Below are 22,025 nucleotides of genomic sequence, written 5' to 3'. Positions count from 1 at the left end.
TGGCGGTGAAGCCCGTGTCCCACTGGTTGACATCCCACTGCACCGAGCAGGCCCCGCCGCCGCTGGGAGACGCCGACGCAGAGGCCGACGCAGAGGCCGACGCAGAGGCCGACGCGGAGGCCGACGCGGAAGGAGACGCCGAGCGGGACGCCGAGGGAGACACCGACGCCGACGGGGACGTGGTGGTCGACGGCGGGAAGCGGACCACGCGGTCGTCGGTGGCGGTCGGGGTACCGCGGCCGTCGCGGTTGCTCGTGGTGATCCACAGCCAGCCGTCCGGGCCGACGACGACGGTGCGCAGGCGGCCGTAGGTGCCCTGGAGTTCCGCCGTCGGGGTGCCCACGCCGCCGTTGCCGTTGAGCGGCACCGTCCACAGGCGCCGACCGGCCAGCGCCGCGGCGAAGAGGGTGTTGTTCGCGATGGCGGCGCCGCTGGGCGAGGCCTCCGACGTGCTCCACACCAGCAGCGGGTTGCGGAACCGGGTGTCGTTGCCCATGCCCTCGACCGTCGGCCAGCCGTAGTTTCCGCCGGCCACGATCAGGTTGACCTCGTCCCACGTGTTCTGGCCGAACTCGGTGGCGTAGAGCCGGCCCGCGCTGTCCCACGCCAGGCCCTGCACGTTGCGGTGCCCCAGGCTGTACACCAGCGAGCCGGCGAACGGGTTGCCGCTCGGCGGGACGCCGCCGTCGGGGCGCATGCGCAGGATCTTGCCGTTGAGGCTCTGCACGTTCTGCGCGTTCGCGGTCTGGCCGGCGTCGCCGACACCCGCGTACAACATGCCGTCCGGGCCGAAAGCGATCCGGCCGCCGTTGTGGATACTTGCCTTGGCCAGGCCGCTCAGCACCACCTCTTGCGTCTGCGGGCTGGCCAGCCGGAAGCGCACGATGCGGTTGTCCGCGCTCGCGGTGAAGTACGCGTAGACGTAGCTGTCCTGCGCGTAGGTCGGCGACACGGCGAGGCCGAGCAGCCCGCCCTCGCCGCTCGGCGCCACGCCGGGCACCTGCGCCACCGGTACCGCGGCCGAGCCGGGCCGCAACTGCAGGATCCGGCCGCTCATCCGCTCGGCGACCAGAGCGCTGCCGTCGGGCAGGAAGGCCAGGCCCCACGGCACCTCCAGACCGCTGGCGACGAGGTCGGGCCGGGTGAAGTCGAAGCCGCCGCTCGCCTGGAGGGCGGCGCCGGTCTGGTCCTGCGCGGCCGCCGCGTAGGCGCCGCCGCCGAAGACGAGCACCACGGCCGCGCAGGCGAGAACGAGTCGCGTTCGCATGCCGTTACCCCTTTTGCCGGGGACGTGATCTACATGCGTCAATCTAACGGCCGGTGTGTCCGGGCGCTCGTTTTCACGCTACTTTCACGGCCGGGTGCCCGCGAGCGAGATGCGAAACGGCAGCGGGTCGTTCACGGGCCGGTGCGGAACAGCGACACTGTGAGCGGGTTCTTCTGGTTGCGCCCGCCCATGCAGTGCACCACCTTGTCGGCCCCGGCCGCGACCGGCATCGCCTCCCAGACCCAGCCACCGTTGCCGGTCGGCGTGCGCAGCCGCGAGACCAGCACCGAGACGTCGCACAGCGCCTTGATGTCGGGGCGCTGCTGCAGTTTCGAGTACGACACGCCTACGGCGTCCGGGGGCAGGTACGCGGCGATGTAGGTTTCGGAGCAGTGCGACTCGCCGCAGTCGCGCTGCTCGGCCGTGGCGTTGCCCGCGATGATGACCGGCCCGCCCCAGCAGATCGGGGTGGTCGGGCAGAGCTTGCCCTGGCCGCACGGGACGGAACCGGTCGGCGTGCTCGGCCCGGGCGCGCTGCGGTTGGTGCCCGGGCCGCCCTGCGTGGCGCCGGGCGAGTCACGCGCCGCGCCGGTGTTGCCACCGCCGGCCGGGCGCTGCGCGACGTACCACCAGATGAGCCCGCCGCCGAGCAACGCCACGGCGGCGAGAACCCCGGCGAGGATGCGTACCCGGTTGGATCTTCCCGCGGGGGTACGACGTGCGCCTGCCTCGACCGCACCGCCGTTCGCCGTCGCGCCCGGCCAGTCCGCGGATCGGGGCGCCCAGCCGTCCCCGCCGGGCGGCGCCGGTCGGGGCGGGCCGTCCCCGCCGGGCGGCGCCGGTCGGGGCGGGCCGTCGGCGGCGGGCGGCGCCGGTCGGGGCGGGCCGTCGGCGGCGGGCGGCGCCGGTCGGGGCGGGCCGTCGGCGGCGGCGGCCAGCGCGCCGAACGAGACCGGCAGTTCCGGCTGCTCCGGCACCGCGGGTGCGACGCCCAGCCGCTCGTGCAGCTTGGTCGCCACCAGTGGCATCCGGCTGCTGCCGCCGACGAGGAAGATGCCGGCGAGCTCGTCCGGGCCGATCCGGGCGTCGCGCAGCAGCCGCCGGGTCTCGTCGACCGCCCGGTCGACCAGCGGGCCGGCGACGCGCTGCAGTTCGTCCCGGGTCAGGTGCAGGGCGCCGGCGTCGCCGGGCAGCGGTACCGGCGCGGCCACGGTCCGCGAGAGCATCTCCTTCGCGGACCGTGGCCGCGCCCAGAACGCGCGCCGGTCGCGCAGCGCGGCCGGGTCGGCCGGGTTGCTCAGCCGCGCCCAGAGCGCGGGGTCGCGGGCGTCGACCGCCTGGCCGAGGTGGCCGACGAGCGCCGCGTCCACGTCGAGCCCGCCGAGGTTGTCCAGGCCGCCGGTGCCGAGCACGCGCAGCTCGGCGGGCTCGCGGCGGACCGCCGCCACATCGAGCGTGCCGCTGCCGAAGTCGAACACGACCAGCGAGCGCCCGACCGCCACGTCGAGGGTCTCGGCAGCGGCGAACCGTCGAACAGCAGCACCCGCGGCTGCTGCCCTGCGCGGCGGACCACGGCGACCGTGTGCGAGGTCCCGAAGTCGATGGCGAGCCGGACCGGTGCGTTTTGTACCCGTACGTCGACCACGCGGCAATCTGCCGCGCTGCCGGGCCGGTCGCCCTACCGCCCCGCCCACGCGGTGCAGGCCAAGGCCGGGCCGGCCGCCCGTAGACTGCCGTCATGCCACTTGTCCGTGCGGTCGGGGCCGCCGAGGTCGTCGCCCTGGAGGACGGGGCCGGGCCGTTCTTCAAGCCGCGGGAAGAGGCCTTTCCCGCCGCCACGCGCGAGCAGTGGCACCGCGCCGATGCCTTCGATCCGGCCACCGTCGGGCCGGGCGGGGAGTGGCTGCTGCGGTTTCGCTGCTTCGCGGTGCGCGTGGCCGGGCGGGTGGTGCTCGTGGACGCCGGCATCGGCCCGGCGGACGCTCCGGCCGCCGCGTGGGCACCGGTGCCCGGCCGGCTGCCCGAGGAGCTGGCCGCCGCCGGCATCGCGCCCGCCGACGTCGACACCGTCGTGCTCACCCACCTGCACACCGACCACATCGGGTGGGCCGTCGTGGGGGCCGGAACCGCCTACTTTCCCAACGCCGCGTACCTGCTGCAGCGCGCCGAGCACGACGCCGTGATGTCGATCAACCCGGCACTCCGCGAGCGGCTGCTCGACCCGCTGCGCGCGGCCGGGCGGCTGCGGCTGCTCGACGGCGACACGCCGCTGGCGCCCGGAGTGGCGGCGCTGGCGACCCCGGGTCACACGCCCGGGCACCAGTCGGTGCTGGTCACCGCCGGCGACGAGGCCGTGCTGGTCACCGGCGACCTGCTGGTCCATCCGGTGCAGCTGGTGGCGCCCGGTGTGCCGTACGCGCTGGAGGTGGACCCGGACACGGCCCGCGAGTCGCGGACGGCCCGGCTGCGCGACCTGGCCGACCGGCCCGCGGCCGCCCTGGCGACCTCGCACCTCGGCTCGGCATTCACGGCACTGCCCGGGGAAGGACGCTCCTGAATGTGAAGCGCCGCAAGTGAAGCAGTGCCGTAATGTGTCGGCACGATGCTGGGAGGCGCTGTATGTCCACTGCGGATGGTCCGGACTGGCCCGATGTGACCGACGAGCTCGCCGGCACGCTGGAGCGGCTGCGGAACGAGGACGCGGTCTCGCTGGACGCCGGCGACGCGTTCGTACAGGTCATCCGGTTCAGACGGGGCACAGTGCTGAGCGGGCCGGTGGTGTACGTGCACACCAGCCCCGGCGCGGCGGGCCTGGCCGAGCTGGGCTGGGCGCCTCGCGACGAAGACGAGACCGTCGGCCAGCCGGAGGTGCCGGCGCCGGTGGAGCCGGCCACCGCCCGGCGGCTCGCGAACCTGATCGTGCGGACGCTGCGCGAGGTGCACGGCGTCGCGAACCCGGCCGCGCTGCGGTACAGCTCCTTCAACAACAACGGGTTGCGGGCGCCGCAGCTGCGCACCGTCGCGCCCGAAGACGGCCAGGAGCGGCCCGCCCCCGACCCGGTCACCGTCCTGCCGCCGCCGGCACCGCGTTGGCAGCAGTGGTGCGAGATCCTCGCCGGCGGTCTCGGCGACTGGTCCGCCGCGGCACTGGACCGGCTGGCCGCCGCCCAGGACTGGCAGCCGCAGGATCGGGCGCACACGTTCACCGCCGCCGGCGGTGAGTCGGTCAGCGGCCACACGCGGGACGCGGGGCACTACGGCCACGGCGAGATCAGCTCGTTGACCGTGACGCTGCCGGCCGCGAACACCGGCGTCGTCATGGACTTCCGGCACGCGCTCGCCGGCGCGGTCGCCGCGCTCGGCCACCCGCCGCTGGTCGGCGACACGGGAGACCGGCCGTTCGCGCGCTGGCGCGGCACCGGTACCACCGTGACCCTGGCCGCGCACCTCAGCCCGCGCGGCGACCGGCTACAGCTCGAGGTCGAGCCGACCGAGGCGCGGGAGAACCTCATCCACAACCGCCAGAAGTGGATGATGACCCCCGACGAGTGGAGTCCGGACGAGCTGTGGACCACCCAGCCGGACGTCGAGGACCCGTCGGCGAAGGCCCTGGACGGGATGTTGTTCTACCGCCACTCGCCGTCGGCCACCCTCGACGAGACCCTGGACGAGCTGCGGTCGCTCTTCCGCTCCTGGAGTCACGCGTTGCCGCTGCTGCACCCGTACGCCAGCAGCGCCCGCTGGTGGCTGCGCCGGCCGGGTGGCGACATGATCGCCGAGGGCGCGTTCACGCCGCGCCGGATGACCGCCAAGTTCGGCTGGTCCGACCAGTACGGCACCCCGGTCTCCACCGGCCCGGGCGCCGGCGCCGCCGACGCGCTCGTCGAACGCGTCCGGCAGGCTCTGTCCCAGGCGCAGATCACCGCCCCGGACCAGCTGCGGGCGGCCGCCTGGTCCGGCACCCCCGCCGAACGCCTCGACGCGAGCCGCCTCACGCTGCAGCGCGGCTGACCTTCGCCGTGCGTCGGTCGTTGACTACCCCTGCCCCTGGTTTTATCCTTTTACTATGGAAGTAGATAAAGACGGAGTTTCGCGACTCCAGTTCGTCCTCGACCCGGGCTCCGGGGTGCCCACATACCTGCAGCTCGTCCACCAGGTTGAGCAGGCGATGCGGCTGGATCTGCTGCGTGACGGCGACCGGTTGCCCCGGATCAAGGACGTCGTCGAGGCGCTCGCGATCAACCCCAACACGGTGCAGAAGGCATACCGCGAACTGACCACCCGCGGCCTCGTCACCGCCCAGCAGGGCGTCGGCACATTCGTGCGCGGCGCGCTGCCCGTGGTCGGCCTGGCCGGGCAGGCGGCCCTGCGGCGCCGGCTCGTCGCCTGGGTGCGCTCCGCGCGGGCCGCGGGCCTCGACCACGGCGGCATCAGCGCCCTCGTCGCGAGCGTCCTGCACGAGGACTCCGCGACCGCCGCGGCCGCCGCGGAGTCCCCAGGGCCCGGGCGCGAAGGGACAGGTGCGGCGTGAACGCGGTCGAGACGTTCGGGCTGACCCAGCGCTACGGGCGCACCGTCGCGCTGCGCGAGTGCACCCTCGCCGTCCCCGCCGGTCGCGTCGTGGCGCTGGTCGGGCCCAACGGCGCCGGCAAGACCACGTTGCTGGAGCTCGCGATCGGGCTGCGCCGGCCGACGGCGGGCCGCATCGAGGTGCTCGGCGCGGAGCCTGGTGCCCGCCGCGACCGGGTCGGGTTCGTCGACCAGCACGCCGCCCTGTACCCGTCGTTGACCGTGCGCGAGCTGCTGCGCCTGGGCGAACACCTCAACTCCCGGTGGGACGCCACGGCCGCGTGGGGGCGAATCGAGGCGCTCGGTCTGCCGCCGGAGCGCAGGTTCGGCCGGCTCTCCGGCGGCCAGCAGGCCCAGGTGGCGCTCGCCCTGGCACTGGGCAAACGCCCGGAGCTGCTGCTGCTCGACGAGCCGCTGGCCCGGCTCGACCCCCTGGCCCGCCACGACTTCCTGGCCGCGCTGCTGTCCGTCGTCGCCGAACAGGAGATCTCCGTGCTGTTCTCCTCACACAACCTCGCCGAGTTGGAACGGGCCTGCGACTACCTCGTGGTTCTCGCCGATGGCGCGGTCCAGCTGGCCGGGGACGTCGACGACCTCCTCGAGCACCACCAGCTACTGACCGGGCCGCCGGAGCGCACCGGCGAGGTCACCGCCGCCCACGCCGTCGTGTCACGGGTACAGGCGGCCGCCCAGGCGCACCTGCTCATCCGCACCCGCACTCCGCGGCCGGAGCCCCCGACCGGCTGGCAGCGGCGCCCGGTCACCCTGGACGAACTGGTACTGGCGTACCTGCGCTCCGGCGCGTCCGCGCTGTCCGGCCCGCAGGCACTGGTGACCGGATGAGCCGCCCGCGCACCCTGTGGCCCACGTGGCGGCTGCACCGCACCGCGCTGCTCACGACCGCGGCCGTGCTGCTCGCCCTCGTCGCCATGCTGCTGTTCACCGGGGCCAGGATCCGGCAGTCGTACCGCGAGCTGGGCCTCGACGCCTGCCTCTCCACATGCACCGCGCCGCAACTCAACGCCTTCGCGGAACAGGCGCAGCGCTGGGGCCTGTGGTCGCAGTTCCTGGCCCTGCTGCCCGGGCTGCTCGGCATGTTCGTCGGCGCGCCGCTGCTCGCCCGGGAGTACGAGGCCGGAACGTTCCGCTTCGCCTTCACCCAGGGTGTCACGCCCCGCCGGCTGCTGCTGAGCAAGGTCGCACTGCTCGGCGTCACGCTGCTCGGCGTCACGCTCGCCTTCAGCGCCCTCTTCCACTGGTGGTACACGCCGATCGCCGTCATCAAGGACCGGCTCGCGCCGTGGCCGTACCACGCCGATGGCATCTACCTCGCCGCGGCGACCCTGTTCTGCTTCGCCTTCGGCATGCTCGCCGGCGCGGTACTGCGACGCACCGTCGTGGCCATGTTCGTCACGGGTGCCGTGTGGGTCGCGGTGTTCTTCGCCGACTGGTACGTGCTGCGCCCGCACTTCGCCCCGCCCCTGCTCGCCCGCAGCGCCACCGGCGGCCTCGGGCACGGCGGCCGGCCCTGGGTCGTGGACAGCTGGGTCGTCGACGCCTCGGGCCACCGCCTGTCCGACGCCGACTGGAACGCGATCGTCGCCCTGCACGCCGGGGACCGAACGTGGAACCAGGCGGACTACACGACCTGGATGCTGTACGAACCGGGCTCGCGCTTCTGGTCCTTCCAGGCCATCGACGCGACCTGGCTGACCGCCCTCGCGGCCGCCTTCATCCTGACCACACTCTGGTGGCTTCGCCGCCGGCCCACGTGAGGCGCTCCGTCCACCGCCCACCGCACAGGCAAGCCCGACGAGGCCGAAGGCGGGCTAATCCGGCCTGATCCCGGGCCGGATCAGGCCGCCCTCGTACGCCGCGATCGTCGCCTGGACCCGGTCGCGCACCCCGAGCTTGCCGAGGATGACCGCGACGTGGTCCTTGACCGTCGACGGGCTGATGCCCAGTGCCGTCGCGATCTCGGCGTTGGAAAGCCCACGCGCCACCTGCTGCAGCACCTGCGTCTCGCGCGCGGTCAGCCCGCGCAGGCGCTCGGCGTCGTCCGGGCCGGGGCCGCTGGCGAAGCGGTCGATGAGCCGGCGGGTGACGCCGGGGTCGAGCATCGCCTCGCCGGCGGCGAGGACCCGCACGGCCTCGATGACCCGCTCCGGCTCGGCGTCCTTGAGCAGGAACCCGGCGGCACCGGCGCGCAGCGCCGCGAACACGTACTCGTCGAGCCCGAACGTCGTGAGCATGACGATGCCGACCCGCGGATGCCGCCGGGCGATCAGGGCGGCGGCCGCGAGCCCGTCGGTGCCGGGCATGCGGATGTCCAGGATGGCCACGTCGGGCCGCGCGGAGCCGGCGAGCGCGACAGCCGAGTCGCCGTCGGCGCACTGCCCGACGACCGTGATGTCCGGCTCGGCGTCGAGGATCGCGGCGATGCCGGCGCGCACCACCGCCTGGTCGTCGGCGACGGTCACCCGGATCATCGCAGCGCCTCCGGCAGCCAGACACGGATCGTGGTCCGGTCGGCGTCGAGCGTCACCGAACCGCCGACGGCGTCGGCCAGGCGACGCAACGGCCGCACCACGTCGGCGCCGGCCGGCGGGCGCCGGCGGATCTCCATCCCGATGCCCGTGCCGGCGTAGGACACCGTCACCGTGGCGCCGTCGGTGATGAGCGCCTCGCCCACGCGGTGCGCGGCCACGTCCACCGGCGCCGGCAACGCGCGCGGCACACCGATGTAGCGCAGCGACGACCGGCGCCGCGCCGCCAGATCGGCCAGGGCCGCCACGGCCGGCGGCGGGTCCGGCCGCTCCTGCGGCAGACCCTGCAGCAGTTCCCGCAAGGCGTGCAGGCCGGCGCGGGCCTGCGCCGCGACGTCGTCCAGCCGGCCCGCCTCGGCCGCGGCGACCGCCGACACGGCATGCTCGCGCGCGCTGCGGCGTACACCGTCGGCGATACGGGACCGCTCGGCGCGCGCGGCACCCTCCGCGCGGCGGCGCAGCGCCTGCCGTTCGCCGGCCACAGTGGCGGCCCGCCGCGACCGCCGGGCCGCCACCAGCCTTCCCACGACCCAGGTGGCGGCCAGTGGTACTGCGAGCATGGCCGCCAGCACCGCGCCGGCCGCGAACCGGTCGCCCGTGATGCCCGTCCCGGCACCCAGCGCCGCCCCGCCGACCGCGGCCACCGCGAGCGGTGCGGCGAACCCGGAACGGCTCGCGGGCCGGTAGGCGGCCACCGCGTACACCAGAGCGATCTCTATCCACCAGCACCACAGGAACGTCTCGGCCGGATCGAGCCGCGTCCAGCGCGCGGCGGTGCAGCCCAGCCAGGCGAGCAGGATCGCCAGCGCCGCGGCCAGCGCCGGGCCGGGCGCGAGCCGGCGCCAGGCCAGCGGCAACGCGTGCAGCGTCAGCAGAGCGACGAGCAGCACCGCCGGCCCCGGCGCGGCCAGCAGGTCCGGGTCGTCCCGGTCCGGCAGCAGCACGGCGCCCATCGACAGGCCGAGCGCCAGAACGACCAGTGCCCGGTCCCGCATGGCCGCGCCGGCCACGTTCGTCGCGGGCGGGTCCGGTGCGGCGGCGGGTGGTGCCGGCAGCCGCGCGTGGACCCGCCAGCCCCGTCCGTCGGGCCCGGCCCGGAGGCTTCCGCCAGCCGCCTCGACGCGGGCGCGCAGCCCGTCGAGGCCTCGTCCGGCACCCAGGTCACCGCCGGCGGGAGCGCCGCCGCCGTCGAGCACCTCGACGTCGAGCCAGCCGTCGCCGTCCCCGATCCGTACCGTCACGGCGGCACCCTCGGCGTACCGCATGACGTTGGTCAGTGCCTCGCGAACGATCCGGTACACCAGGCCGGCGGCGGCCGGCGGCGACGCGTTCGCCGTGCGCTCGTACCGTACCGACGGGTGACCGGCGACCAGCTCGTCGACCGCATCCAGATCCTCGAAGGCCTCGTGGTCGGGCTCCGCCATCGCCACGAGCCGGTCCAGGTCCTCGACCGCCTGCCGGCCGGTGTCCACCGCGTGCCCGACCGCCGCCGCCCGCAGCGCCGGATCGCCCAGCCGCAGTGCCGCACCGGCGGACACGACGATCGCGGTCAGGCGGTGCGCGGCCACGTCGTGCAGCTCGGCCGCGAGACGGCGACGCTCCTGCGCGGCCGCGAACGGTGCCAGCCCGGTCGATGCCGCCCGGAACGCCGCGACCGCGTCCCGGTCGGCGTGGACCCGCCGGCGCAGCCGCCCGACCGCCCACACCGTGGCGCCCACGGCGCCGAACAGCAGCGCCGCGCCGGCCGCCGCGCGAATCGAGGCGCCGTGGAAGGCCGTCGCCGCGGCGAGCCCGAGCGCCGCCGTCGTGGCGCCGATCGCCGAGACCGCCGCGGTACGGTGCACCGCCAGCGAGTACGCCGTCAGCACCACCGCGACCGGACCGGCGATCGCCACCGTGGCGAGGTCCGCACCGAACGCCGTGGCGAGGGTGGCGCTCACCAGCGCCGGCCCGGGCCAGCGCCGCCGATGCAGCAGCGCGCCTCCCGCGACCACGCCGACCGCGCACGCTCCGGGCAGCAGCCGGGGGTCGATCCCCGCATCGGACCACAGGGCCGGCAGCGGCCACCACAGCACCTGGGCCGCCAGCACCACCGCCGGCACCCAGACGTCGCGCCATGACGACGCCGGCTCCCCCATGGGCCGAGCCTACGGGAGCCTCGCGGGGGGTGCCGGACCCCGCCGCGAGACGGGGTTGCGACCCGGGTGCGACCATCCGCGGGCACGACGAGACCGCCCGCCCGGCCGATCACGATGATTCCCATGGTTCGTACCTTGCTTCGTCGCGGCGCCGGCGCCGCGCTGCTGGCCATCGCCCTTCCCACCGCGATGGCCACCGGCGCCGCCGCGTTCTTCGCGACCGCCGCCGCCACGGCGTGGATCCCGCTGCTCTGCGCGGCCGGGCTCCTCGTGTTCACGGCCACGGCCTACGTGCTGGCCCGGCCGGGGTTCGCGCTGCTCGGCCTGCGGCACCGGCGGCGTGCGGCGGCGGTGCTCGCGGCCGGCCTGGCCGTCGCGGCCGGCGGGCTCGCCGCCGTGACGGTGTTGCGGCCCGGCCCGCACCCGGCCGCCGCGGCCCCGCCCCCCGCCGTCCGGTTCTGGGAGCTGCCCACCGGATCGCGGATCGCCTACGTCCACGCCGCCGCGGCCGGCACGCCCCGGCCGGCGCCGGTCGTCTTCGTGCACGGCGGCCCCGGCACGCCCGGCGAGGGCATGCCCGAGGCCGGCACGAGGCTCGCGGCCGACGGCTTCGAGGTGTACGCCTACGACCAGCTCGGCGCCGGTCGCTCCACCCGGCTCCCGGACGTGACCGGCTACACCGTCGCCCGCCAGGTCGCCGACCTCGACGCGATCCGCGTGACGCTCGGCGCCGACCAGATCATCCTCATCGGACAGTCGTGGGGCGGCTCGCTGACCGCCCAGTACCTGGTGGCGCACCCGCAGCACGTCGCCCGGGCCGTCTTCACCTCACCGGGTCCGATCTGGCCGGGCGCGTATCCCGACGGCGGAGGCGGCGACCCGTGGGCGCGCCTGACCACCGAGCAGCGTGCGCGCCGCGACGAACTGGTCGGCTCGCCCCGGATCCTCGTGCAGTCGATCCTGCAGGGCATCAACCCGAACGCGGCGCACGCGTTGGTCGGCGACGACGAGGCGGACGCGCTCCTGCACACCATTGCGGTGCTGGGCAAGGACAGTGCGGCCTGCCCGGGCGCGCCGCCCGTGTCGGTGCACGACAACCATCAGGGCTTCTACGTCAACCAGCTCACGGTCGATGACTTCGCGCATGTCCCGGACCCCCGGCCCGCGCTCCGGCAGCTACGAGTGCCGGCGCTCATCATGCGCGGAGAGTGCGACTTCGTGCCGTGGCCGGAGACGTACGAGTACCGGCGCACGCTGCAGCAGTCGACGCTGGTGTACCTGCCGCACACCGGACACGACATCTCGAGCGGGCAGCCGGAGGCATACGTCGCGCTGCTCCGTGCGTTCCTGCGCGAAGAGCCGCTGCCGCTGCCCGCCTACACCTCCGCCGCTCCACCCTCCTGACCTGGGACCGCACCGGATTCAACGTTGCAACCAGCGTGCGACCTGCCCGGCGTTCGCAATCAACCGGTCGTGCTCTCCCGGACGATGAGCGAGAAGTCCGCGGACAGCTCCACGGGCGGGGTGGTGTCGCCGTCCAGCCGGCGCAGCAGGAGATCCACGGCCAGGCGCGCGATCTGGGCCTTGTCGGGGGCGATGGTGGTCAGGCTGGGGGTGGCGTACCGCCCGTCCTCGATGTCGTCGAAGCCGACCAGCGCGATGTCCTGCGGTACCCTCAGCCCACGGCGCAGGATCTCCCGCAGCGCGCCCAGCGCGAGCAGATCGTTGTAGCAGAACACGGCGTCCGGCGGCGCGTCGAGCGCGAGCAGCCCGGCCATGGCCGCGGCCCCGTCGGCGCGGTGGAAGAACTGCACCCCGCGCATGAGCCGCTCCTCGGGGGCCAGCCCGGCGGCGGCGAGCGCCTCGAGGTAGCCGCGGGTGCGCAGCCGGGCCGTCTGGTGCATCTCGTCCGGCTGGTGGCCGATGGCCGCGATCCGCCGCCGGCCGATGCTGGCCAGGTGCTGCGTGGCCAGGCGGGCCGCGGCCACGTTGTCGATGACGACGTGGTCGAGGCTGCGGCCGATTTCCCGCTCGCCGAGCAGCACCACCGGCGTCTTGGACGGCCGGTCGGCCAGGTCCGCCTCGCCCAGGCCGATCGGGCTGAAGATGAGCCCGTCGAACAGGGCGGCCCGGCTGCCGCGGGTGACCAGGTCGCGCTCGCGCTGCGGGTCGCCGTCGGTCTGGTCGATGACGACGGTGTACCCGGAGCGGGCCGCCCGTTCGATGACGGCGCGGGTGAGCTCGGCGAAGTACGGCACGTCGAGCTCCGGCAGCACCAGCGCGATGAGCCCGGAGCGGCCGTTGCGCAGCGTGCGGGCGACGTGGTTGGGCTGGTAGCCCATCTCGTCGAGGAGCTCCTGCACCCGGCGGCGGGTCTCGGTGGAGACCTTGGGCGAGCCGGTGACGACGTTGGAGACCGTACGGATCGACACCCCGGCCCGGGCGGCGACCTCTCGCAGTGTGGCTGACAACGGACTCCCTCGAAGGCGTGGACCCTTGACAGGTTCAACGTTGCACCTCTACGTTTCGGAACACAACGGTGCAACGTTGAAAACGTACGTTAGCAGACACCCCATCCTGCGAAGGATCCTCACCATGACCCGCATTGCCCGTCGGACCTTCCTGCGCGGCGTCGGTGCCGCGGGTGGCGCGCTCGCGTTAGGCGCCTGCGCGCCCGGCGCCGCCACCGACGACAACCCCCTCACCGCCTCCAGCTCCGGTGCCGAACTGGCCGGCGAGATCACCATCTGGGACCGCACCGGCGACCTGTACAAGGTCTTCGACGCCGCCATCGCCTCGTTCACCGCCAGGCACCCCAAGGTCAAGGTGAACCACCAGGCGGTCGACGTGAACGCCAAGCTGCCCTCGACCCTCATCAGCGGCGCCGACGTGCCCGACGGCGCCTTCTACGACGACGCGCTCGTCACCGGCATCGCCCCGCACCTGCACGACCTCACCGACCTCACCGCGCCGTACAAGAAGGACATCGCCCCGGTCAAGCTCGGCGTGGCCACCGTCGACGGCAAGGTCGTCGCCGTGCCGTGGGACCTCGACCCGGGCCTGCTGTTCTACCGCGAGGACGTGCTCCAGGGCGCCGGCGTCGACTCGGCCGGCATCACGACCTACGACCAGCTGCTCGCCGCCGCCCACAAGATCAAGGAGAAGAATCCCGGCGCCCGGCCGATCCACCTGGAGAACGACCAGTTCCTGGCCCAGCTGTGGGTGGACATGTTCGTCAGCCAGCAGGGCGGGGCGATGACCGACGCCGACGGGAAGCTGACGCTGGACTCCGCGCCGTACCGCACCGTGCTGACCTGGCTCGACCGGGTGCGCGGCGAGGGCGTGGGCACCCTGGCCAAGTACACCCAGCCGACCGACCTGGCCACGCTCGAGGACGGCACGCAGTCGCTGGTGCCGTGGGCGCAGTGGTTCTCCTTCGCGCCCCAGTCGCTGCTGAAGACCTCCAGGGGCAAATGGAAGGCGACGCCGCTGCCGGCGTGGACGGCCGGCGGCCCGCGCTCCGGCGTGATGGGCGGCTCGTCGTTCGTGATCCCCGCGAAGGCGAAGAACCCGCAGCTGGCCTGGGCACTGTACGAGCACATGACGTTCAAGTCCGAGGGGTACTCCACGGTGTACGGGGCCAACAGCACCTACCCGGGCGGCCTGAACACCTCGGTACCGTCGTACCTGCCCGCGCTCGACCCGGCCAAGCCGCTCTTCCAGCCGATCGAGGCCATGGGCGGGCAGGACCTGTGGAAGGTCGCCACCGAGGCCGGCCGGTCCATCCCCGGCGGGTACCGCATCCCGGTCTGGTGGGGCAAGGCCGTGGACTACTTCGGGGTCAACCTGCAGAAGCTGCTCGCCGGCCAGATGAGCGTCGACGACGTGCTCAAGCAGTCCGCCGCGGCGATCCAGAAGAACCTGATCGACGCGCAGTGACCACCAAGCGCGACCGGCAGGCGACACAGGCCTCGTCGGCGAAGGCGCAGTCGGCCGGCGGCGGGTCGCGGCGCCGGTCGGCGGTGCCGTACCTGTTCATCGCCCCGTTCCTCGTCATCTTCGCCGCCTTCGGCGTCTACCCGATGGGCTTTGCGCTGCAGCTGTCCTTCACCAACTGGCACGGCGCCGGGGCGCTCAAGTTCACCGGCCTGCGCAACTACAGGTACCTGCTCACGAGCCCGGACTTCTGGGGCTCGCTGGCCAACTCGGGCATCGTGTGGCTGCTCGTCGTGCCGGTCCAGGTGATCGTCGCGCTAGCCGTCGCGGTCGTGCTCATGAACTCCCGGTTCAAGGGCGCGTTCAGCGCGGCGCTCATCGCCCCGTTCGTCACGCCGCTGGTCGCCATGGCCCAGGTGTGGATCATCATGTTCGACACCGACTTCGGCGCGGTGAACCACGTGCTGGGAGCGGTCGGGCTGCCGCCGGTGGGCTGGCTGACCACGGTGGCATGGGCGCGGCCGACGGTCGCACTGCTCGTGCTGTGGCGGACCACCGGCTACGCGGTCGTGCTGCTCATGGCCGGGCTGCAGTCGATCCCGCCGCAGGTGTACGAGGCGGCGAAGCTCGACGGCGCGAGCGCCTGGCGGCAGTTCTGGTCCATCACGCTGCCCCTGGCCATGCGCACCGTCAGCTTCGTCGTCGTGATCGGCACGCTGACCGTGTTCCAGCTCTTCGCCGAGCCCTACGTGCTCACCCGCGGCGCCCCGTTCAACTCGACGCGGACGGCCGGGCTGTACCTGTACAACCACATCACCAACTCCGATCTGGGCCTCGGCGCGGCGAACTCCTTCCTGCTCGTGCTGATGGTCTTCGCGCTGTCACTGGCGTCGGTCCGGCTGCTGCGCCCCCGGGAGGGCACATGATCACGCTCGGCCGCATCGGCCGCTACGGCTTCCTGCTGCTGGTCGCCGCGGTCTCGCTGTTCCCGCTGATGTGGATGGTGCTGTCGGCGTTCAAGCCCGGCGGGGACGTCATCGCCCGCCCCTTCGCGTTCGATTTCGACCAGCTGAGCTGGACGAACTTCCGCGAGATGGTGCACACCATCCCGATCGGCACCGGCCTGCGCAACACGATGATCGTGGTGCTGGTCAAGGGCGCGCTGACCCTGCTGTGCTGCCCGATGGCCGGCTACGCGTTCGCCAAATTCGACTTCGCGTTCAAGCGGGCGCTGTTCGGCACCGTGCTCACCACGCTCATGCTGCCGACCCTCGTGCTGCTCATCCCGCTGCTGCTGGAGATGAGCGAGCTCGGCTGGGTCAACACGTTTCCGGCGCTGATCCTGCCCGGGGCCGTGGACGCGTTCGGGGTGTTCTGGATGCGCCAGATCATCGCCGAGATCCCCGACGAGCTGCTCGACGCGGCCCGCGTCGACGGCGCCGGGGAACTGCGCATCTTCCGCAGCGTCGTGCTGCCGGTCATCCGGCCCGGGCTCGCCGCGCTCGGCGTGCTCACGTTCATCAACGTCTACAACGACTTCGTCTGGCCCGTCGTCGCCGTCAACGACACCGGCCATCAGACCCTGCAGGTCATGCTGTCCGGCCTCGCCCGGGCCGCCGTCGTCGGCCAGCTCGGCGACGCGGCGAGCGCCTGGGGCCAGCTCCTCGCGGCCAGCACCGTGGCCGCGGTGCCGGTCCTCATCGTCTTCGTTCTCCTCCAGCGCCACCTGATCCGCGGGGTCATGGCCGGCAGTGTGAAAGGTTAAGGGGTTTCATCGTGCTTGAGTCCGTTCCGCGTCCGGAGTACCCGCGGCCGCACTTCGACCGCTCGGCCGCCTGGCTGCCGCTCAACGGCGCGTGGGACTTCTCCCGCAACGGCGAGACGTTCGCCGAGACCATCATGGTGCCGTTCCCCTGGGAGCACCCGGCATCCGGGATCGAGGCGCACTGGCTGGGCACCGCATGGTACCGCCGCCGGATCCAGCGTCCGCCGGACTGGGCGGGGCAGCGCACGATCCTGCACTTCGGCGCCGTGCACCACACCGCGACCATCTCGATCGGCGGCACGGTGGTGACCACGCACACGGGCGGCTATCTGCCCTTCGAGGCCGACATCACCGCTTTTCTGGACTCCGACGGCGCGGCCGAGGTCGTGGTCCGCGTCGACGCGCCCGCCGACAAGCGGTTCATCCCGCACGGCAAGCAGCGCAGCCTGCCCCGCGACGACTACGACGGCTGCGCGTTCACTCCTTCCAGCGGCATCTGGCAGAGCGTGTGGCTGGAACCGCGTCCCGCCGCCTTCGTGGAAAGCTTGCAGCTTCGGCCTTCGGTGAACCTGGACGCCATCGAGGCCGTCGCCACGATCGCCGGCGAGGGCACCGTGGTGTTCACTGTGGACGGTGTCTCGGTCGAGGGCCCGGTGGCGACGCTGCCGATCCCGGACCCGCGGCTGTGGAGCCCCGAGGACCCGCACCTCTACGCGGTGACGGCTGTGCTGACGTCGGCCGCCGGCGTCGACACCGTGACCGGGTACACGGGCCTGCGCCGCGTCGAGTGGCACGACGCCGGGCTGCGCCTCAACGGCCGCCCGATCTTCCTGCGCGGCGTGCTCGACCAGGGCTTCTGGCCCGAGGGCGGGCACGCCGCCCCGACCGACGAGGCGCTACGCCGCGACCTCGAGCTCGCCCGCGCGGCCGGCTTCAACCTCGTGCGCAAGCACCTCAAGCTCGAAGACCCGCGCTGGCTGCACTGGGCGGACCGGCTGGGCATCCTCGTGTGGGCCGAGCCGCCGTCGACCGGCCGCTTCACGCCCGAGGCCGTGGCCCCGTTCGAGGACGTGCTCGGCGGGATGGTCGCTCGCGACGGGAACCACCCGAGCATCATCATCTGGGGCGCGTACAACGAGGAGTGGGGCCTGGACTGGGACGTGCCCGGCGACCCGGCCAAGCAGGACGCGGTGCGCCGCGCCTACCGGCTGCTGCGTTCGCTCGACGTCTCACGCCCGGTCATGGACAACTCGGGCTGGGCGCACGTGGAGAGCGACCTGGTGGACTGGCACTACTACGACGACGACGCGGCGTCCTGGGCCCGGGTCACCGACCGGCTCACGAACACCGCCGACGACGGCTTCCCGGTCAAGCTCGGCCCCGACCTCACGGTCCGCAAGGAGATCGCCGCGCCCGGCTTCGACGTCACCGGCAAGCCGTTCCTCAACGGCGAATACGGCGGCGGCTGGACGAGCGTGGAGCGCGGCTGGCACCAGCGGTGGCAGACGCAGGAGCTGCGCCGGCATGCCCGCACCGCCGGATACATCTACACCGAGCTGTACGACATCGAGCACGAGACGGTGGGCGTCTACACATACGACCGGCGCACCAAGGATCTCGGGGGAACGGTGCCGTCCGACGTGCACGCGGAGACGACGCTCATCGTCGACGTCACCCCGCAGTCACCCGGCTGCGACGTCGCCGTTGCTCCGGGCGCCGCGTTGACGCTGCCGGTGCGCATCTCCCACCACGGCTCCGTTGCGGTTTCGGGGACGCTGCACTGGTCGCTTCGATCCGGCGGCGGTACCTCCGGTGCCTCCGTCGAGGCCAAGCCTTTCCTGGTGACCGAGCCCGTCGCGGTGACCGTGACCCCTTCGGCCGCGGTCGACCGCCTCGACCTGTGGCTGACCGACGCGTCGGGCGCCACGCTCGCGCGCGCCTTCGTCGACCTGGCCTCGTAGACCTTCCACCACATCGAGCGTTCCGCCCGGCACGTGAGCGCGTGCCGGGTGGCCTCGTATCTCGCCCGACCGTCTACGGGTGACCAGCGGCCGAGCCGTTCACGGGCGAAAGCCGAGCGGCGAGGAGCAGTGCGTCCAGGGCCGGGGCGTCGAAGCCTTCACCGATGAACGGTGTCGTACCGATGACCAGGACGCCGTCGCCGGCCCTCGCCCCGGCGAGGCGGCGAGCGTTCCGGGCCGGCCGGGCGTGATGGTGTGCCGGACCGGTCCGAGCTGCCAGGTGACGGCGCTACAAGACTTGTTCGTCACGACCGCTGGGTGAGGAGCCGGGCGACGGCCCTGGCCATGAAGGCTTGCAAGGGTTCCGGTTCGCTGTGCTGGTCGGCCGCGACATCGCCGTGAGGTGCATCGCGGAAGGCGGCGACCCCCGCGTGGTGACGGCGCGTGATCTCGCCCAGGAGAGGTTGTCCTGCGTCGAAGCCACGGCCACGTCCGCGAGGTGCTGCGTGTGATGGAGAACCACCAGGTCAAGCGGTTGCCAGTGATCGAAAACCGCCGCCTGGTCGGCATCATCAGTGAGTCGGACCTGGCCCGCAACCTCGACGATCACCGGCTCGCCGAGTTCGTCGAGCGGGTCTACGCGACGTCGTAACCGCGGAGGTTCGATGGTGGCCGGGCCACGCTCCGGCCTGGCCACCACCCTCCGGGCCACGTAGCCGCGGACAGCAATGCCGGAAACCTCCAGGTCGTACGCAGCACGGCAGCTGAGTCCCCGCGACATTCCGCTGTCGTGCCGGAGCCCGTGACGTCGCTACTCTGCGTAAACCTGCTCTGCGTAAACTCGGAATCGTGATCGTGGACCTGTCGCACAAGATCGCCGCCGGAATACTCACCCGCTCGGTTGAAATCGAGTCGCTGGGCCTGCTCGGCAATACCGGCACCTACCTCGACGCGCCGTACCACTACCACTCCGACCGGGCCGACCTCGCACACCTGCCACTCGAACGGCTGGTCAACGTATCGATCACGATCGTGCGTGCCTTCGGCCGAACCTCAGTGACCGCAGCCGACCTCGGCAACCCCGACCTGCTGTGGGGACGCGCTGTCCTGGTGCACACCGGCTGGGCCTATCACTGGGCCACATCCCGCTACCTCGACCTGGACTGCCCGCACCTGGCCGCTGACGCCGTCGACAAACTCGTTGACGCCAACGCCGCGCTCGTCGGCATCGACTCGCTCAGCATCGACGACCCGACCGACCCGAAACGGCCCGCCCACCAGCGGCTGCTCGGCGCCGACATCCCGATCATCGAACACCTAACCAACCTCGAATCAGTACCCGATACCGGGGCCCGCCTGACCGCCCTCCCCGCGCCGGTACGCGCGATGGCGTCGTTCCCTGTGCGCGCCGTCGCGGTCTACAACGGCTAGGTTTTGGGTTTTCCACCCGGGCGGAGCGAGGCGCTGCACGACGCTGCGGCGCATCGAAGCGCATCGCGTACGCCGCGTTATTGTGACTGTGGGACTCCAATTCGTACGGATGGTGGCGATATGCCATGGTTCCATTACTCATAACGGTGCTGCTCCTGGCGATCGCCGGGTTTGCGGCCACTGTCCGGATCGTCCGGCAGTTCGAGCGTGGTCTGATCTTCCGGCTCGGCCGTCTGCAGGACGAGACGCGTGGGCCCGGCATGGTCCTGATCGTGCCCGGGGTGGACCGGCTGCAGAAGGTCAACCTGCAGATCGTCACCATGCCGGTGCCGGCACAGGACGGCATCACCCGGGACAACGTGACCGTCAAAGTCGACGCGGTGGTGTACTTCCGGGTCTTCGACCCGGTCCGGGCCGCCATCAACGTGCAGGACTACATGTTCGCGGTCCTCCAGGTGGCACAGACGTCGTTGCGCTCGATCATCGGCAAGAGCGACCTCGACCAGCTCCTGACCAACCGCGAACGACTGAACCAGGGCCTAGAGGTCATGATCGACAGCCCGGCGATTGAGTGGGGCATCCACATCGACCGCGTGGAAATCAAGGATGTCTCGCTGCCGGAGTCGATGAAACGTTCGATGTCCCGGCAAGCCGAGGCGGAGCGCGAACGGCGCGCGCGGATCATCACCGCGGACGGTGAGCTGCAGGCGTCGCACAAGCTCGCCGACGCCGCGGCCACGATGGCGCGGACACCGACCGCGCTGCAACTGCGGCTGTTGGAGACGGTGGTCGAGGTGGCGGCCGAGAAGAACTCGACGCTGGTCCTGCCGTTCCCAGTCGAACTGCTGCGCTTTCTGGACAGGCCGGAGTCGGCGCGATCCCCGGTCCCGGCATCAGAGACGGAGCATGCCACTGAGTTGTCCGAGTCCCCGCCGCGCGCCAGCCTGCGCGGCCGCGAAAACGGGCAACCCGAGTTTCGACGCCACACACAGCGCAAGTACGTAGAGCGGTAGGGAACGGTTCGACTCGACGAGGTCGGCCGCCGGCGGTCCCGCGGCGCCGCGGCGGCGTTCGCCAGTTCGTCAGTGGACGCCGTGCATCAGTCGGCGGATCAGCGGACTTAGCGCTGCGATGACGACGCCGAGCGCGATTGCGGCGACGCCGAGCACCAGGAAGTACGGCACCTCGTGGGCCGGGTCGTAGCGGGATGCGAGTGCGCCCGCGGCGGCCGTGCCGAGCGGCACGGACAGGACGAACAACGCCACCATCTGGGTCTGGAACGCGGTCGGTGCGAGCTTCGTCGGCGCTGTTGCGTTGTGCGTTGGCAAAATCCATGCAGAGTTGAGCAGTGAGGTCATCGATCCGCTCACGCCCGTGGCTGCCGCCGAAGTCAGCGTTCGCCGGCTTCCGGTTCCCGGCCGAGGTGATCGTCGTCGCGGTTCGGTGGTACCTGCGCTACAGCCTCTCGTACCGCGACGTGGAGGAGCTGCTGGTCGAGCGTGGCGTCGAGGTCGACCACGTCACCGTCTACCGGTGGGTGCAGCGATTCGCACCACTGCTGGCCGACGCCGGCAACGCCCGCAGCACCCCCGCACCTCCTCGGCCAGTCGAGCCGCCGGGACCGCCTGGATCTCGGTGTGGATACGGGCGTTGACCTCCGCGCACCACGCCCGGGCGGCGTCGTTGGCGGCGGCCAGGTCCCCGCCGCAGTCTCCGGCGGGCACCACCAGATCCGACTTCGCGATCCGGACCAGGGCCTCGACCGCGCCCTTGGACTCCGGTCCCTCGCTTCGCAGGAGTCGGGCCGGAACCCGGTAGTGCGCGGCGAACCGCGCGTACTGCGCGGTGGGCACGACCACGTTGGCGACCACCTTTCAGACATCCCATCCGGTCGGCGAGGACCTCGGCTGGCACCCCACCCGTAGCCTCAAAACACTCCGCGAGCAGCCGCAAGGTCGAGTCCAACGTCTCATCACGGGTGAAGCGCACGAACCGCCACCGCGACCACGGCAGCACCGCGGTGAACAGCTTCAACCCGCGGTTCGGGCCCTGGGTGACGGTGCCGTAGTCGATGAGCAGATGTCCACCCGGCTCTGGCGTCCACGGCCGGTAGACCCGCCGGGTCCGCTTCCAGGCGGCTTTCTGCACCGCGACCGCCCGCCGCAACGTGCGCGCCGACCCCGTGTATCCGGCCGCGCGGACCACCGGCAGCAGCCGCTTCGCGGTGATTCCGCCCGTCCGTGTCTTTCACCTTCGCGAAGATCAGATCAGTGAACGGGTCGGCCAGACCCGCCTCCGGTGTCCGCCGCCGACCCGGCCGCTGCCGGGCCGTTCGGCGCTCCAGCACCCGCTTGACCGTCTTGTGGGTCGTGCCACACAAGGCCGCCGCAGCCCGCAGGCTACCGGTCTTCT

18 protein-coding genes and 2 pseudogenes are annotated in these 22,025 nt (G+C 72.6%); 14 read left to right on the top strand and 6 right to left on the bottom strand.

The features are described 5' to 3' along the window. Nucleotides 1-193: 193 nt before the first annotated feature. Together ACPPVO_RS23325 and ACPPVO_RS23320 are read right to left on the bottom strand one after the other, a co-directional pair. Nucleotides 194-1,267: pseudogene (locus ACPPVO_RS23325) on the bottom strand (PQQ-dependent sugar dehydrogenase); the annotation flags it as partial. Between the two features lie 131 nt (nucleotides 1,268-1,398). Continuing rightward, nucleotides 1,399-2,769 (bottom strand): Hsp70 family protein, encoded by a 1,371-nt coding sequence (locus tag ACPPVO_RS23320; protein ID WP_426513292.1) that lies wholly within the window; start codon nucleotides 2,767-2,769, stop codon nucleotides 1,399-1,401. A 236-nt stretch (nucleotides 2,770-3,005) separates the two neighbouring features. Between ACPPVO_RS23320 and ACPPVO_RS23315 the strand changes: the two genes are divergently transcribed. The 5 genes from ACPPVO_RS23315 to ACPPVO_RS23295 all read left to right on the top strand — a co-directional run bounded on the left by ACPPVO_RS23315 (nucleotide 3,006) and on the right by ACPPVO_RS23295 (nucleotide 7,611). Next, entirely contained in the window at nucleotides 3,006-3,824 is an 819-nt protein-coding gene (locus tag ACPPVO_RS23315; protein ID WP_426513291.1) for an MBL fold metallo-hydrolase, read from the top strand. Between the two features lie 62 nt (nucleotides 3,825-3,886). Continuing rightward, the gene (locus tag ACPPVO_RS23310) at nucleotides 3,887-5,278 is read left to right on the top strand and encodes a TY-Chap domain-containing protein (protein WP_426513290.1); all 1,392 of its coding nucleotides are present in this window, start codon (nucleotides 3,887-3,889) and stop codon (nucleotides 5,276-5,278) included. 55 nt (nucleotides 5,279-5,333) lie between these two features. Then, nucleotides 5,334-5,798 carry a GntR family transcriptional regulator gene (locus tag ACPPVO_RS23305; RefSeq protein ID WP_426513289.1) on the top strand — a complete coding sequence of 155 codons (465 nt, stop codon included), beginning with the start codon at nucleotides 5,334-5,336 and terminating at the stop codon, nucleotides 5,796-5,798. Beyond that, the gene (locus ACPPVO_RS23300; protein WP_426513288.1) at nucleotides 5,795-6,679 is read left to right on the top strand and encodes an ABC transporter ATP-binding protein; all 885 of its coding nucleotides are present in this window, start codon (nucleotides 5,795-5,797) and stop codon (nucleotides 6,677-6,679) included. Before ACPPVO_RS23305 ends, ACPPVO_RS23300 begins: the two co-directional genes overlap by 4 nt. Beyond that, entirely contained in the window at nucleotides 6,676-7,611 is a 936-nt protein-coding gene (locus ACPPVO_RS23295) for an ABC transporter permease (protein ID WP_426513287.1), read from the top strand. Before ACPPVO_RS23300 ends, ACPPVO_RS23295 begins: the two co-directional genes overlap by 4 nt. A gap of 54 nt (nucleotides 7,612-7,665) precedes the next feature. Here ACPPVO_RS23295 and ACPPVO_RS23290 read toward each other — a convergent pair whose 3' ends face one another. After that, on the bottom strand, nucleotides 7,666-8,325 hold the full coding sequence (locus ACPPVO_RS23290; RefSeq protein ID WP_426513286.1) for a response regulator: 660 nt from the start codon (nucleotides 8,323-8,325) through the stop codon (nucleotides 7,666-7,668). Continuing rightward, nucleotides 8,322-10,520 carry a sensor histidine kinase gene (locus tag ACPPVO_RS23285; protein ID WP_426513285.1) on the bottom strand — a complete coding sequence of 733 codons (2,199 nt, stop codon included), beginning with the start codon at nucleotides 10,518-10,520 and terminating at the stop codon, nucleotides 8,322-8,324. Before ACPPVO_RS23285 ends, ACPPVO_RS23290 begins: the two co-directional genes overlap by 4 nt. Before the next feature lie 123 nt (nucleotides 10,521-10,643). On the opposite strand from ACPPVO_RS23285, the gene ACPPVO_RS23280 reads away from it, so the two are divergent. Next, nucleotides 10,644-11,924, top strand: coding sequence for an alpha/beta fold hydrolase (locus ACPPVO_RS23280; RefSeq protein WP_426513284.1), 1,281 nt, complete (start codon nucleotides 10,644-10,646; stop codon nucleotides 11,922-11,924). A 59-nt stretch (nucleotides 11,925-11,983) separates the two neighbouring features. Here ACPPVO_RS23280 and ACPPVO_RS23275 read toward each other — a convergent pair whose 3' ends face one another. Continuing rightward, nucleotides 11,984-12,991 (bottom strand): LacI family DNA-binding transcriptional regulator, encoded by a 1,008-nt coding sequence (locus ACPPVO_RS23275; RefSeq protein WP_426513283.1) that lies wholly within the window; start codon nucleotides 12,989-12,991, stop codon nucleotides 11,984-11,986. 124 nt (nucleotides 12,992-13,115) lie between these two features. Here ACPPVO_RS23275 and ACPPVO_RS23270 point away from each other — a divergent pair, with 124 nt between their 5' ends. From ACPPVO_RS23270 to ACPPVO_RS23240, 7 genes are all read left to right on the top strand, one after another. Continuing rightward, nucleotides 13,116-14,459, top strand: coding sequence for an ABC transporter substrate-binding protein (locus ACPPVO_RS23270; RefSeq protein WP_426513282.1), 1,344 nt, complete (start codon nucleotides 13,116-13,118; stop codon nucleotides 14,457-14,459). Continuing rightward, a complete protein-coding gene (locus tag ACPPVO_RS23265) occupies nucleotides 14,456-15,382 on the top strand; it encodes a carbohydrate ABC transporter permease (RefSeq protein WP_426513281.1) in 927 nt (308 codons plus the stop codon). Before ACPPVO_RS23270 ends, ACPPVO_RS23265 begins: the two co-directional genes overlap by 4 nt. Further along, on the top strand, nucleotides 15,379-16,221 hold the full coding sequence (locus ACPPVO_RS23260) for a carbohydrate ABC transporter permease (RefSeq protein ID WP_426513280.1): 843 nt from the start codon (nucleotides 15,379-15,381) through the stop codon (nucleotides 16,219-16,221). The genes ACPPVO_RS23265 and ACPPVO_RS23260 overlap by 4 nt, the downstream gene beginning before the upstream one ends. A gap of 11 nt (nucleotides 16,222-16,232) precedes the next feature. Next, on the top strand, nucleotides 16,233-18,182 hold the full coding sequence (locus tag ACPPVO_RS23255) for a glycoside hydrolase family 2 protein (protein ID WP_426513279.1): 1,950 nt from the start codon (nucleotides 16,233-16,235) through the stop codon (nucleotides 18,180-18,182). 511 nt (nucleotides 18,183-18,693) lie between these two features. Next, the gene (locus ACPPVO_RS23250; protein WP_426514675.1) at nucleotides 18,694-18,834 is read left to right on the top strand and encodes a CBS domain-containing protein; all 141 of its coding nucleotides are present in this window, start codon (nucleotides 18,694-18,696) and stop codon (nucleotides 18,832-18,834) included. A gap of 197 nt (nucleotides 18,835-19,031) precedes the next feature. Continuing rightward, a complete protein-coding gene (locus ACPPVO_RS23245) occupies nucleotides 19,032-19,613 on the top strand; it encodes a cyclase family protein (RefSeq protein ID WP_426513278.1) in 582 nt (193 codons plus the stop codon). 125 nt (nucleotides 19,614-19,738) lie between these two features. Continuing rightward, nucleotides 19,739-20,626: a slipin family protein gene (locus tag ACPPVO_RS23240; RefSeq protein ID WP_426513277.1), complete on the top strand. Its 888-nt coding sequence runs from the start codon at nucleotides 19,739-19,741 to the stop codon at nucleotides 20,624-20,626. Between the two features lie 69 nt (nucleotides 20,627-20,695). Here the strand turns inward: ACPPVO_RS23240 and ACPPVO_RS23235 are convergent, their stop codons facing one another. Continuing rightward, nucleotides 20,696-20,971 carry a hypothetical protein gene (locus ACPPVO_RS23235; protein WP_426513276.1) on the bottom strand — a complete coding sequence of 92 codons (276 nt, stop codon included), beginning with the start codon at nucleotides 20,969-20,971 and terminating at the stop codon, nucleotides 20,696-20,698. Between the two features lie 20 nt (nucleotides 20,972-20,991). On the opposite strand from ACPPVO_RS23235, the pseudogene ACPPVO_RS23230 reads away from it, so the two are divergent. Next, a pseudogene (locus tag ACPPVO_RS23230) lies at nucleotides 20,992-21,174 on the top strand (IS6 family transposase); the annotation flags it as partial. Nucleotides 21,175-22,025: the final 851 nt, after the last annotated feature.

This window comes from Dactylosporangium sp. McL0621 (genome assembly GCF_049995355.1).
GTDB lineage: Bacteria > Actinomycetota > Actinomycetes > Mycobacteriales > Micromonosporaceae > Dactylosporangium.
This window is presented reverse-complemented; position numbering and strand designations above follow the sequence as displayed.

Bases quoted from the DNA above. Each gene is read 5' to 3' on its own strand.
- ACPPVO_RS23250 (WP_426514675.1), top strand. From the start codon at position 18,694: ATGGAGAACCACCAGGTCAAGCGGTTGCCAGTGATCGAAAACCGCCGC.
- ACPPVO_RS23235 (WP_426513276.1), bottom strand. From the start codon at position 20,971: ATGACCTCACTGCTCAACTCTGCATGGATTTTGCCAACGCACAACGCA.
- ACPPVO_RS23310 (WP_426513290.1), top strand. From the start codon at position 3,887: ATGTCCACTGCGGATGGTCCGGACTGGCCCGATGTGACCGACGAGCTC.
- ACPPVO_RS23290 (WP_426513286.1), bottom strand. From the start codon at position 8,325: ATGATCCGGGTGACCGTCGCCGACGACCAGGCGGTGGTGCGCGCCGGC.
- ACPPVO_RS23270 (WP_426513282.1), top strand. From the start codon at position 13,116: ATGACCCGCATTGCCCGTCGGACCTTCCTGCGCGGCGTCGGTGCCGCG.
- ACPPVO_RS23240 (WP_426513277.1), top strand. From the start codon at position 19,739: ATGGTTCCATTACTCATAACGGTGCTGCTCCTGGCGATCGCCGGGTTT.
- ACPPVO_RS23305 (WP_426513289.1), top strand. From the start codon at position 5,334: ATGGAAGTAGATAAAGACGGAGTTTCGCGACTCCAGTTCGTCCTCGAC.
- ACPPVO_RS23260 (WP_426513280.1), top strand. From the start codon at position 15,379: ATGATCACGCTCGGCCGCATCGGCCGCTACGGCTTCCTGCTGCTGGTC.
- ACPPVO_RS23285 (WP_426513285.1), bottom strand. From the start codon at position 10,520: ATGGGGGAGCCGGCGTCGTCATGGCGCGACGTCTGGGTGCCGGCGGTG.
- ACPPVO_RS23295 (WP_426513287.1), top strand. From the start codon at position 6,676: ATGAGCCGCCCGCGCACCCTGTGGCCCACGTGGCGGCTGCACCGCACC.
- ACPPVO_RS23280 (WP_426513284.1), top strand. From the start codon at position 10,644: ATGGTTCGTACCTTGCTTCGTCGCGGCGCCGGCGCCGCGCTGCTGGCC.
- ACPPVO_RS23315 (WP_426513291.1), top strand. From the start codon at position 3,006: ATGCCACTTGTCCGTGCGGTCGGGGCCGCCGAGGTCGTCGCCCTGGAG.